Below are 11972 nucleotides of genomic sequence, written 5' to 3'. Positions count from 1 at the left end.
TGGAGGTCGATAAGTGAGCGCGATGAAATTTTGGTCGACTCTTCTTCTCGCGCTTGTGCCCGGTGCCCTCGCCGCCGACACCTTTGCCACGTTCAATATTCGTTACGACAATTCCGGTGATGCCAAAGCGGGGAATGGTTGGGAGCGCCGTTTGCCAGTGATTTCGGAAATCATTCATTTTCATGCTTTTGATGTTTTTGGAACGCAGGAAGGACTCCCTCACCAGATGAAGGGGCTGCGCGAGGCGCTCACCGAATATGAGGTCGTCAGCTATGGGCGGGAAGACGGTCAAAAAGCGGGGGAGAATGTGGCTATTTTCTACCGCAAAGGTAGTTATGAGCTTCTTGAGGAGGGTCGCTTTTGGCTCTCTGACACCCCCGACCAACCCGGCAAGGGCTGGGATGCCGCGTTGCCCCGGATATGCACGTGGGCCAAATTGCGCGATATCAAGGCCGAGCGGGAGTTTTTCTTTTTCAACATCCACTTCGATCACCGGGGAGGGGAGGCCCGGCTGGAGAGTGCCAAATTGATGTTAAAAAAAGCCGCCGAAATTGCTGGTGACAGCCCCGTGGTGATGGTTGGCGACTTCAATGCGGCGCAAGACTCGGAGCCCTACCGCTTGCTCGATCAGTCGGAAAAAGTCTCTGATGCTTATCGTCTGGCTCCGATTCGAATGGCCCGGGTGGGCACCATCAATAAATTCGATCCCACTGCCGCCACCCAAAGTCGGATCGACCACCTGTTTGTGAGTGAGGAGTTTCAGGTCAATCGCTTTGGTATCTTGAGCGATAGCTATCGTAGCACGGATGAAATGGAGGTGAGCGAGGGAACAAGTGACGGCAATTTCCCCAAGGAAGTGCGCTTTCATCAGAGTCAGGCCCGCCTGCCCTCGGATCACTTTCCGGTGGTGGCTATCGTCGAGTGGGCGGAGTGAATCCGTTCGAGCCGCTCAGGGCCGGGTGCGCCCGCTGGCGCGGGTCTCCGCAAGGAGGGCGGTGAGGCGCTCCACGATTTCGGGATGCTCGTCGGCCAGGTCACGGGTTTCGCCGGGATCGGCGTGGAGGTCGTAGAGTTCGTGCGCGCGGCCTTCCTTCCAGGCGATGACCTTCCAACGTCCCGTGCAGATGGCGATGGCGTTGTCCTTGGTGTCGCCTTGGATGAAAATGGCTTCCCGCTCGGGGCCTTCGCCGCCTTGCAGGAGGGGCAAGAGGCTGAAGGAATCCTCGCCCACGTCGCGAGGCAGCTGACGGCCCGCAATCTCGGCGGTGGTGGCAAAGAGGTCGGTGAGGGAGAAGGGATAGTCGGACACCGAGCCGGGCTCGATGACGCCGGGCCAGCGGGCGATGAAGGGTACGCGGTGGCCGCCCTCCTGCGGGAATCCCTTGCCATCCTGGAAGGGGCCGTTGGTGAGGTGACCCATTGCGCGGGCATCGATTTTGGCCGTTTTGTATTTGTCCAGAATGCCTCCGGCGGTGCTGGCGAGATTGAGCTCCATGCCGTGGGTGCCGCGAAAGTCCTTGGGGCTGCCACCATTGTCACTGGTGAAGATGACCAGGGTGTTCTCGGCCAGGTCGTGTTTCTCCAAGGTGGCCAGCAGGGTGCCCACGTGGCTGTCCAGCTCCTGGATGTAATCGCCGAGGAGACCCGCCCGGCTGGTGCCCCGGAATGCGGCGGCCGGGGTGACGTGGGTGTGCGGGCAGCAGGGGGTGAAGTAGAGGAAGAAGGGCTGGTCCTTGCTGCGCTCGATGAAGGCCACCGCCTGATTCGTCAAGGTGGTGTCCACCTGATCCTCCACGCGCGGTTCGGCGAGCCCGTCGGGGAATTGCTGGCCCTCCACGATGCGGTAGTCTTCGCCCGGCTTGCGGCCCACGAGGTCGTGATTCTCGATAAAGGCGCGGGTGGAATCATTGTGATTGGAGGGCACGCCAAAGTGGTAGTCGAAGCCGTGCTCGAGCGGGCCCTCGATGGGCAGCTTGTTCCAATCCTTGCTGTAGCCGAGGTGCCACTTGCCAATGGCAGCGGTGCGGTAGCCTTCTTCTTGCAAAAGGGAGGCCATGTTGAGGCGTTCGCGGTCGAGCCGGTAGCCATTGCCCTTCTTGCCCAGCCGCCAGGGCGAGCGACCGGTGAGGAGGCCGTAGCGGGAGGGGGAGCAGACCGAGGCGGCGGCGTGGGCGTCGGTGAACTTCATTCCCTCGCGGGCCAGCTGGTCGATGTGCGGGGTCTCGATGAGCTCCGCGCCATAGGTGCTGGTGTCGCCATAGCCAAGGTCGTCGGCGAAGATGATGACGATATTGGGCGGCGGCTCCTCTTGGCTGAAGGCACAGGGGGCAAGGAGGCTGAGCACGAGGAGGAGGCAGCTCCGGAGAGAAAAACGAGCGGAAGCGATCATTAGGCCGCAAACTAGGGGGAAGAGAAGAGCGGACCCAATGGAAACTTTTGCATGAACTGGTGACGGGGGGATTTTCCACGCCTCTACGCCCCGGGGTGCGAGGAAGCGGGTCCGGTTCACTTGCTCGAAGCAGTTCCCACGTCCCGACGGAGCCCTCCAGAGTGGAGGACGTCTTCGGGGAAGGACAACGGGGCCCTCCAGAGTGGAGGACGCCCTTGGGGCCCTACTCCACGACGAGCTCACCCTGCATCACGCGCCAGTGGCCGGGGAAGGTGCAGATGAAGGGATAGCGGCCGGGCTCGCTGGGGATTTGCAGCTCGATTTCCTGGGTCTCATGGGGAGCAAGAAGTTTGCTGGCGGCGAGGATGGCCTCGCTCTCGGGCAGGTATTCTTTCTCCAGGCCATCGGCTTGGGCGGCAAGTTGATCGGCGAGGGCACCGACTTCGGCCACAGTGCCGGGCTGGAGCAGGACCCAGTTGTGCACCATGGGGTCGGTGTTTTCAAAGACCAGGGTCAGGCTTTCTCCAGCGGTGGCTTTCAGCTCGGTGGGGGCGAATTGCAGGTCGCCGACGGCCTGGATGCGGAGCTGTTTGCCTCGAGCGGCCAGGCGTTGCTGGTTCTTTTCCTCTGCGGAAGCGACAAAGGAGGCTTCCCGGGGGTAGCTCACCCCCGCCACCGCTTCGCCCACCGGGTCGTGGAGGTAAACGTTGGGGAAGGGAGTCTTGCGGCGCCCGGCGAGCAGCTCGACCTCAATGACATTGAGCCCTTCCTGCAGGCGGACATTGATCTGCTGGTCGCCGCTCCAGAGGGAATTTTGTTCAAAGACGAGGGAGTCATTGAGGGTGACGCGGACCTGACGATGATTGAGGGCAATGACGGCATTCCGCGCGTTTTCGCTGCGCACAAAGGTGCGGAAGAGGCCCAGGGCAGGCATTTTTCCTTTGCCCGCTTGCAGGGGACGGCCCTCGTCTGTGCCGTTTTCACCCAAGTAGAGCCAGTGGCGGAGCTGGGAGGCCGGGGCGACGTCGAGCACGGGCACGCTGCGGCCCTTGAGCGGTTCGGTGCCAACTTCGAGGTAAGTGAGAGTGTTTTCCACCTCTTGGGTGAGGGGCTTGAGTCCGTCGAGGAGAGTCTCGGCTGCGGGGAACTGCGGCCGCAGGTGGGCGACGGCGTCGATGAGCTCGATCTGCACCCGGGGATGGGCGTCGTTCTTTGCCTGGGCCAAGAGCTGCAAAGGATTGTCCAGGCGATCCGCCTGCAATCGGATGGTGCGCAGGGCCGCGCCCCGGAAGCGCTCGGAGTCGGAGGCCAGGAGCTGCTCGAGGAGGGCGGGGCGGGTTTCCTCCAGTCCGTCGAGGACGAAGAGGGCTTCCAGCGCGGCCTGGTCGGGGATGGTGCCGAGGGAGGCGAGCCAGGAGTCGAGAGCGGTGATGGCCTTTTCGCCATGCTTGCGCAGCTCCACGCGGGCGTGGTGACGGACGAGATTGACGGGATGGAGGAGGAGGGGGCAGAGCGCTGCGGGGCTCTCGCCTTCAATCTGCGGCCAGTCCTTTTGCAGAGGCTTTTTCTGGTAAGTGACCCGCCAGATGCGGCCGAAGTCGTGATCCCAGTGGGGGTCGCGCATGGGGTGCTGGGCGTGGCCGATGATGGGGCTGCAGAAGTCGGAGACGTAGAGCGCGCCGTCGGGGCCGAACTCCAGATCAGCGGGGCGGAAGGCGGCATTGGGCGACTGCAGGATGGTGAGGTGGTCGGTGCGCTTGAGCATGCCGCTACCGGCCTCGAAGGCGGTGAGGGTGACCGCATAGCGGCCGAGGAGAGCGGCGGAGGCCACCCCGCTCTGATACTTGTCCGGGAAGTTGAGGCTCGAGACGGCGGTCACCCCCGAGCCCTTGCCGTAGTCGGCGATTCTTGCGTAGCGGAAGGGCAGGTAGCCGCCCAAGGGCATCCAGACGAGGCAAGTGCCATCATAGACGTGGCCGTCGCCATACATTTGGATGATTTCGCCCCAGCGATTGTGGGTCACCTTCCAGGGATTGGGCGTGGTGTGCTGCCACTCGGTGACGATGCGGCCGTTGTTGGTATCGAGGCGGTAAGTGGTGGCGTCGATACCGCGATGCACGCCGAAGGGCGTCTCCAGCTGGGAGCGGTGGAACACGCCGTCGCTGAAAATGATGTCGCCGTAGGGATCGGTGGCGATCATGCCGCCGTGGTGGGAGTCGGTCACGTCGATGCCACGCAGCAGCTCCTCCTTGCTATCGGCGCGGTCGTCACCATCGGTGTCGCGGACCAGCCAGAGGCGGGGTTGCTCGGAGATGATGACCCCGTCGCGGTGGAAGGCCACCCCGTCGAGGGCATCGAGCCCTTCCATGAAGACGGTCAGCTGGTCCGCTTGGCCATCCTCATCGGTGTCTTCCAAAATGACGATTTTATCCGGGGGGGTGAGGCCCGGCACGGTGTGGGGAAAGGAGGGCATGGTCACAGCCCAGAGACGGCCGCGGGCATCGAAGGCGATCTGGACGGGGTTGCGCAGCTCGGGGAATTGCTCTTCCGAGGCGAAGAGATTGACCGCGAAGTCTTCCGCCACGGTGAACTCGGCCATGGCTTCGGCGGGGGGCTTGATGATGCCGGTGCGGTCGCCATCGTCCTTGCCGCGGCCTTCGGGCATGGGGGGAAGGGAGGGTTTCTCCAGCTCCGCAAAGGTCAGTTCGGGATTCGCCGCCAGCTGGTGGACTTGGGCTTCGGTGAGCTCGATCATCCGGTGGTAGCGCGGCATCTCGCCCTCGTATTCGTAAGGACGGGCCCGCACCCCGAAGTAAACCACCCCGTTCTTGGGCCGGACCACCTCCGCGACGCGCGCGTGCTTGGCGCGGGCGGCCTTGGCCACTTCCGCCAGGTGGCGGGCATTGAGGTCGGCGGTCGCGGCGCCTCCGAGGGCTTTGGCAATCACTCCGGCCACCAGGGCATTGCCTTTTTCATTGAGATGGATGCCATTGCGGGTGAGTTTCTCGCCCTCTTGGTAAGCGGATTGGGTGGGGGTGAAGAGATCGACGAAGGTGGCGTCCTCCGCTGCCGTCAATGCGCGAATGGTGTCCGCATAAACCTTCACCTCGGCTTGGCGCTTCTCGTCGGCTCCCTCGATAGCAATGGGGGAAAGGAGGAAAAAGTGCGCGTCGGGGTGGCTCTTGCGCAATTGGGTGAGATGGCTCTCGTATTGACTGCGGAAGGCCTCCAAGCCCGCTGGGCCCGCGAAGGACTCGTTGAGCCCGTAGCCGAGCACGACGCGCTGGGCGGGCCATTCCGCGAGGAGGTTCTTGAGGTGCTTGGCGTAGCCCTCCAGGCGCAGGCGGTTGCCTACCTCATCCCCGGTCCAGGCGAGGGAGCGGATGCTGAGATCCTCCTCGGAGGCCAGTTGCAAGCGGGCCTCCAGCTCACCATGCTCCAGCAAGCGCTCGATCATGGAATTGCCATAGAAGAGAACGGTCTGGTCCGGCTCGGTGGCAGCGGGGGAAGAGGCGACGAGAAGGAAGAGGGCGGCGAGCATTTTCCCGAAAAACAGGCCGAGACGACAGTTGCAGTGCGAGTGAATCATGGGTTGGAAAGGAGGGCTGAAACGGAAGAAAAATCGCTTTCGTTCCTTATTCTCATTTTTATCGGATTTGATAAAGATTTCTTTTCGGTATACGGGCCAAGGGCAGGGAGGTTGCGTCTTTGTTCGGTTTCCCTGTTGCTCGGTTGCCTTTGGCTGAGGAGGTGACAAGGCCGACGCTGGGTCGACGTAGAGTGATTGTGCTGCTCAGTTATCGTTCCTTTCTTCTTTCCCTTTTTTTCTTGGGCCTTCCCCTGCAAGTGGAGGGCGAGACTTATAACTACGAGGAGGCACTTGTGCCTTCCTACCAGCTCCCTCCGCTCTTGACCTTCGCGGATGGACGCCAGGTGGAGTCCGCTCGAGATTGGTCCACGCGTCGGCAGGAGATCCGGCAACTGTTTGCGGAGCAGGTTTATGGCAAAATCCCGCCTGCGGCCCGCGATGTCGCGGTCACCGGTGAGGTAAGTCAGGAGCTGCCTGATTTTTTAGAGGGGAAAGCCACTTTGCAGGAAATCACTCTGGCCCTCGGGAAGCAGGAGGCGACTCTACTCCTGATCATTCCCAACGGGGTGGAAGGGCCGGTTCCGACGGTCCTGGGGATGAACTTTCGCGGCAATCACACCGTGCACTCCGATCCCCGCATCACCTTGAGCCAAGCCTGGGTGTTGGCTCATCGGGGAGGGGATCCCAACCAGCATTTCGCGACTGAGGAAACACGGGGAGCGGCCGCGGAAGCCTGGCCGGTGGAGGATTTCGTCGAGGCCGGAGTCGCGCTGGCCACCTTATCCTGTGGCGAAATCGATCCGGACTTCGATGACGGTTTTGAGAACGGAGTTCATGCTGAGTTCGGCAAACCAGCGCCCGACGAATGGGGGTCCATTGCCACCTGGGCCTGGGGACTCAGTCGCGCGATGGATTATTTGGAGACCGTGCCAGCCCTGGATGCCCAGCGTATCGGGGTCTTTGGTTTCTCTCGCTTGGGAAAGACGGCTCTCTGGGCGGGAGCGAGCGACGAGCGTTTCGCCTTTGTCATTTCCCATCAGTCGGGTTGTGGTGGAGCGGCTCTCAGCCGGCGGGCTTATGGCGAGACCATCCAGCGCATCAATACCAGCTTTCCCCACTGGTTTGCCGATCACTTCATGCAATACAATGGTGAAGAAGAGAAGTTGCCCGTGGACCAACATCAACTTCTCGCCCTCATCGCGCCCCGCCCTTTGATGGTGGCTAGTGCGGTGGAAGACCGCTGGTCGGACCCGAGAGGGGAGTTTCTCGCTGCCAAGGAGGCCAGTGCCGTTTATGAACTTTTGGGAAAAGGGGGGCTTGATGTGGAGGAGCAACCCGCGCCGGACAAGACGGTGGGCGGAACCCTTCGTTACCATCTCCGGCCCGGCAAACACAGCGTTCTCCCCTCGGATTGGGAGGTTTATTTTCGGTTTTTGAGCGAGACGGTTTCAGACTGAGTGGGCGGAAAAGGTGGCTCTTAGATCAGGTTTGTTGTCTATTCGTGAAAATGAATGAGAGGATCGAGATCAAGGTGCCCTTCATGGGCGAGAAGGTGTCTATCTGCAAATTGGTGAAGTGGCATCGCCCCGCCGGGACCCATATCGAACCAGGGGATTTGGTCGTGACTCTTGAGACCAAGAAAGTCGTAGCTGAGTTGGAAGCCGAAGACTCGGGAACGCTCATTCATCAAATTAGAGAAGGGGACGAGGTCACCATCGGGCAAACTCTGGGCTGGGTGGAAACCGATACCGCCTCCGGGGAGTCTGAAATGCTCTCTATCGAGCTGGGTTCGGAGGAGGTGGCGCGCTTGGATGCGATGCGGGGAAACTTGAGCCGGGAACTCTTCCTCAGAGAAATTGTCCGCGAAAAGCTGGCTTGGAAGTGAGGGGATTCCTTGCCAATTTGGAAAGCGATGAAACTCCCGGAAGCTCTCCGCCGTCTTGAGGAACTCGGCGACGACAAGGTGAAGGCGCAGAACGCCAAGCGGGGGGCGGGGGACAATCAGTTCGGGGTGCGGCGGGGTGATCTTCGCAAGTTGGCCAAAGAGATCACGCCCGACCCCGCACTGGCCCATGCCCTTTGGCTCACGGGGAATCTCGATGCCCAGCTCCTGGCGGTGCTTCTCTGGAAGCCCAAGGACCTCTCCGCCCCACAGCTCGACGAGTTGGTCCGGCAACTTGTCTTTGCCGACGGGGCCGACTGGTTTGGCAACTATCTCGTCAAAAAGCACCGCGGAAAAGAGGCTTTGCGCCTGCAATGACTGGAAGACGACAATCCCTGGGCCGCGCGCTTGGGGTGGAGCCTGACGGAGGAGCGCATCATCAAAAAGCCGCAAGGGCTCGACCTCGCGGCCCTCTTGAATCGGCTCGAAAAGGAAATGGGCTCAGCGCCGCCGGAGGTCCAGTGGACAATGAATTTCTGTCTCGCGGCCCTCGGCATCCATCATCCCGAGCACCGGGAGCGGGCCCTCGCCATCGGGGAAAAACTGGGACTCTACCGCGACTACCCCGTGCCCAAAGGCTGCACCTCGCCCTACGCGCCCCTGTGGATTGCGGAAATGGTGAAGCGGTCGGCTGAGGCCTGAGACAGGGAGAACTCTCGTCCGTAGCACCGACGCCCCGTCGGCCTCAGAGGAATCGATCACACAAGGCCAACCCCCGGATGTCTCGGCGAGACCTCCCTACCGATACTGAAAATTCCCGTCTGTAGCGCCGACGCCTCGTCGGCCCCGGAGGTTTGAGGAACGAGAACCGTAAAGTCAGGTTGCAAAGGTCCTCTTGTTCGGCAGCGAAATCGAAGCGTGAGTCATCGCGACTACCCCGAGGCCAAGGGCTGCACCTCGCCCTACGCGCCCCTGTGGGTCGCAGAAATGGTGAAGCGAGGAGCCTAGTTTCTCTTGGCGAGCACGTGCCGGGCCCAAGCGGCGTGATCCGCTGGGAGGTTGTTGAGAAAGTCTTCCTGTTCTTTCCCTCGCAGATGGAAAAAGAGGGAACTGAAGAGCTTGTCGGAGAGGTCTTCGCTGGGGAGCGTGCCGATTTCGTGTCGAGGGGCTGTTGTGACCACCTCCGCCAAGGCCACGCGCCGTTGGGCCGCGTCCGGGAGGCTGCGAGCCCAATCCCAAGCCGTCTCGGGAGAAATTCTTTTCCAGTTTTGGGCCAAGGAGTTTATCCTGTGGAGAGTGCTTTTATTCGAGGGGACTTGTCGGAGAAAGGTGTCGGTCAGTTGCAGATCGGAGAGGGACTTGTGCTGAGATATTCGAGTGGCAATGAGTTCTTGCCCAATTTTGTTTTTGATCGAAACAGGGAGAGTGTTGAGTATTTCGAGCTGCTCTTCAGGGGAGAATTTTCCGGCGGAGAGCACCCCCAGTAAAGCCTGTTCGCGATAGTGCCGGTTCTCCAGCTGCTTTGCGGCGGCGAGAGCGGCTTGGGGTTCTTGCAGGGCCACCGCCCGGTAGCCCTCCTGGGACCACTCTTCCCAGAATTCTCCGTTGCGGAAGGGGGGATTTTCCTGCAGCCACTCCAAGCAGGCCTGGGGGTCTTGCTCCGCCCACAAAGACAGGGTGCGGTCGAGATAGCTCCGGAATTCACTGTGCCGGGGGAGTCCGCCGAGAGCTTTCACGGCGGCGGCCGGGTCGCGCGACATCCATTCGACGTTTCCTCGCCGACCAAAGCGATTGAAGTCGGGGCAGCGGGCGGCATAGGCAGCTCCGATTTCGACGTCGCGTTGAAAAAGCTCAAAGGCCAGACGCAGGCGGACATGGTCGGCGACTTCTTTGTTGGAGAGGTCCAAGGACGCGGCGATGGCTCCTTCAAGGTCGATTTCCGTCCATTGGATGAGCACGTTGAACCCAAATTCTTTCACTAGGGAGGCATTCTTTTGCTCCCGAAGCCATTGCCAGAATCCGGCCGGGTCGGCTTCCGCCCAGAGTTGAGCCAAGAGATCGCGATCTGCGGGAAAGTCGAGGTGGGCTGCGAAGAAGGCGGGCCACTCTTCTTTACTCAGTCGCGCGGCCCGATCGGCCAGCCCCAGGGGCCCGGGAGAGGCGGCCCGGCGTGGATGGGAGGACTTGGTGGCGGTAGGCTGCTCGGGTGCCGGGTTTTTCTTTTCTGGCAGGGGCACAAGGAGCCCGACCAGCAGGCAGGCGAGAAAGGTCAGGAGAATTTTCATGGTTGGGAAGGTTCGGAGGGAAAGAGTTTCTCAGTGAATTCCGCTCGTTCCTGGGGGGTGAGAGCGGGCGACTGCAGGAGCATGCGGGCACTGTATTCTCCGTTTCTGCGCATTGTTTCGGCCAAGGCGTGGGAAAGGAAGATTCGTTCTCCCGGAGGAAAAATCTCAGTCCCGAGTTGGAAAATTTCGTGGGGAGCGTAGTTCGTGATGTCATAAGTCATCATCGGAAATACCAGCCGGGCGTCCTCCGGGGGGAGGGTCTCCAGCCACGCCAGTGACCCGATGGGGTCTTGCCGCGCAAAGAAAGGGCCCAAAGTATTGTAAAGGAACAGTTCGCTATCCCGGGAGACGCCATGGACCCTTTGCACACCTTCCTCGGCTATCCGGTAGGCGGCCCGCACTGGATTGTCTCTGGCCCAGAGTTGCGCGTAATTCAGCACCTGCTGGTCGGAGACTGTGGCCAATTCTTCGACTTTCTCATTGAAGAGACTTTCCAGGAGAAGCTCGGGATTGCTTTCGATTTTGGCGAGCAGCTCCGGAGGGGGCGTTGCGCGCTCGGTGGCCAGGTGCGCGGTGTCGACGCCCAGTTCCTGTCCTTTGGCCACTGCCAGTGTGGGATCGGTGACCAAGAGCGTGTTGAGGAGGCGACGAAGAATCAAGTCGCGGGCCCGGCCGGGCGGAAGTGCTTCCGCTTCCGGTAAGAGTTCCGCCGGGTTGGCGGGAAACCAGCCATCCCGATCGAGAGCTTCATTATGATTATGCGGATGGGGGGTGGCGACCGTTGGCGGCTCATCACCCCAAGTGAGAGCAGGATCGCTGAGGAACTCATGCGCCTCGGTGACAGTGAGAAAAGGATCGCTGTGGTGGGCGTATGCCAAACGGACGCCGGGATTGTCCGGCTGGGAGAGGAGAGTGCGAGTGGAAGTATTCGGCCACCTGAGGAAAGGATTGGGCATGCCTCCTTCCGGCTCAGGAGGAGTGAGAGTCACGGCCACCTTTCTCGCCGCCATGAAGTCCTTTTCCGCCCAGATATGGAGAACCTGCTTTTTGGCCTCAAAGGCGAATGTTTCAGAAAACGCTTGCTCGTCAATCCAAGTCATTGCGGCCTCGGGATCGGTGTGAGCCCATCCTTGCAAAGCGGGCCCCAGAATAGAGGGGTGAATAAGGGCTTCGCTTTTGGCGGCGATCAGAGCATCGAGAAAGGGCTCTCCCAGCTTCCCAGCTTGTTGGAACCCCTCAAAGTGAGCCGAGTGATTGTGGCTGAGACTGGACTGGCCGTTCTCGATAAGTTGAGGAACGGAAAGAGGGGTCCGTTCGAGAGCAGCGCGGACGCGGAGATCGTGAAAGCTCGAATAATGTTCGGGATTCATGGCCGCTTCTTCATCATGAACCAGCCAAGCGTCGAAGAAGGAAAATATCAGCCCGGGCTGTTCGTGGAAGGGGGCGCGAGGACCGCCGAATTTTGTTAAGACGGCCTCCGTGCCTGCGAGCTCGAGCCAACGGAGAAAGGCCGCGCTTTTGGCCGCCTCGCTGGCGGCGGGGTTGAGTATTTCCGCGAGGATGAACTCTTCGCATTGCTCGCTGTCCCATTGTGAAATCTCCCTCAGCAACCGGGTGGTGCGGGTCGGTCCCAGAGTTTGTGGGACACGACTCTGCTCGTGCTGGGAAGCGGTATGGGCGGAGGCCGTATCGGCAGGCGAGGAGCCCCAGTGCCGGAGCGTGGCCCCGAGGGCAAGACCAAGCAGAGCGGCTAGGGAGAGAAAGAGCGTGCGGCGGGAGGAGTTCATGGGATCGGGAAAGAGAAACTTCAACATCTCCAATGCCCAA

The 11972-nt window shown here is 61.1% G+C and carries 7 protein-coding genes and 1 pseudogene; 4 read left to right on the top strand and 4 right to left on the bottom strand.

What is annotated here, in order from left to right; all coding sequences use genetic code 11:
• Window positions 1–22: 22 nt before the first annotated feature.
• On the top strand, window positions 23–934 hold the full coding sequence (locus tag JIN78_RS05885; protein WP_200391021.1) for an endonuclease/exonuclease/phosphatase family protein: 912 nt from the start codon (window positions 23–25) through the stop codon (window positions 932–934).
• Between the two features lie 15 nt (window positions 935–949).
• On the opposite strand, the gene JIN78_RS05880 is transcribed toward JIN78_RS05885, so the two are convergent.
• Together JIN78_RS05880 and JIN78_RS05875 are read right to left on the bottom strand one after the other, a co-directional pair.
• Window positions 950–2389, bottom strand: a complete 1440-nt coding sequence (locus JIN78_RS05880) for a sulfatase family protein (RefSeq protein WP_200391020.1) — start codon at window positions 2387–2389, stop codon at window positions 950–952.
• A gap of 223 nt (window positions 2390–2612) precedes the next feature.
• Window positions 2613–5978, bottom strand: a complete 3366-nt coding sequence (locus JIN78_RS05875) for a DUF7133 domain-containing protein (RefSeq protein WP_200391019.1) — start codon at window positions 5976–5978, stop codon at window positions 2613–2615.
• Window positions 5979–6139: 161 nt separating this feature from the next.
• On the opposite strand from JIN78_RS05875, the gene JIN78_RS05870 reads away from it, so the two are divergent.
• From JIN78_RS05870 to JIN78_RS17240, 3 genes and pseudogenes are all read left to right on the top strand, one after another.
• Window positions 6140–7435, top strand: coding sequence for an alpha/beta hydrolase family protein (locus tag JIN78_RS05870; RefSeq protein WP_200391018.1), 1296 nt, complete (start codon window positions 6140–6142; stop codon window positions 7433–7435).
• 50 nt (window positions 7436–7485) lie between these two features.
• Window positions 7486–7863 carry a lipoyl domain-containing protein gene (locus tag JIN78_RS05865; protein ID WP_200391017.1) on the top strand — a complete coding sequence of 126 codons (378 nt, stop codon included), beginning with the start codon at window positions 7486–7488 and terminating at the stop codon, window positions 7861–7863.
• A gap of 27 nt (window positions 7864–7890) precedes the next feature.
• Window positions 7891–8562: pseudogene (locus tag JIN78_RS17240) on the top strand (DNA alkylation repair protein).
• Window positions 8563–8864: 302 nt separating this feature from the next.
• On the opposite strand, the gene JIN78_RS05850 reads toward JIN78_RS17240, so the two are convergent.
• On the bottom strand, window positions 8865–10145 hold the full coding sequence (locus JIN78_RS05850; RefSeq protein WP_200391014.1) for a hypothetical protein: 1281 nt from the start codon (window positions 10143–10145) through the stop codon (window positions 8865–8867).
• Window positions 10142–11959, bottom strand: a complete 1818-nt coding sequence (locus JIN78_RS05845) for a hypothetical protein (protein ID WP_200391013.1) — start codon at window positions 11957–11959, stop codon at window positions 10142–10144. The genes JIN78_RS05850 and JIN78_RS05845 overlap by 4 nt, the downstream gene beginning before the upstream one ends.
• Between the last annotated feature and the right edge of the window lie 13 nt (window positions 11960–11972).

This window comes from Roseibacillus ishigakijimensis (assembly GCF_016595415.1).
GTDB classification, from domain to species: domain Bacteria; phylum Verrucomicrobiota; class Verrucomicrobiia; order Verrucomicrobiales; family Akkermansiaceae; genus Roseibacillus; species Roseibacillus ishigakijimensis.
Note: the sequence above shows the minus strand (reverse complement) of the source record. Positions and strands in the feature narration are given on the sequence as shown.

Excerpts from the sequence above, each read along its gene's own strand:
- JIN78_RS05885 (WP_200391021.1), top strand. The coding sequence starts at position 23 with ATGAAATTTTGGTCGACTCTTCTTCTCGCGCTTGTGCCCGGTGCCCTC.
- JIN78_RS05880 (WP_200391020.1), bottom strand. The coding sequence starts at position 2,389 with ATGATCGCTTCCGCTCGTTTTTCTCTCCGGAGCTGCCTCCTCCTCGTG.
- JIN78_RS05875 (WP_200391019.1), bottom strand. The coding sequence starts at position 5,978 with ATGATTCACTCGCACTGCAACTGTCGTCTCGGCCTGTTTTTCGGGAAA.
- JIN78_RS05865 (WP_200391017.1), top strand. The coding sequence starts at position 7,486 with ATGAATGAGAGGATCGAGATCAAGGTGCCCTTCATGGGCGAGAAGGTG.
- JIN78_RS05850 (WP_200391014.1), bottom strand. The coding sequence starts at position 10,145 with ATGAAAATTCTCCTGACCTTTCTCGCCTGCCTGCTGGTCGGGCTCCTT.
- JIN78_RS05845 (WP_200391013.1), bottom strand. The coding sequence starts at position 11,959 with ATGTTGAAGTTTCTCTTTCCCGATCCCATGAACTCCTCCCGCCGCACG.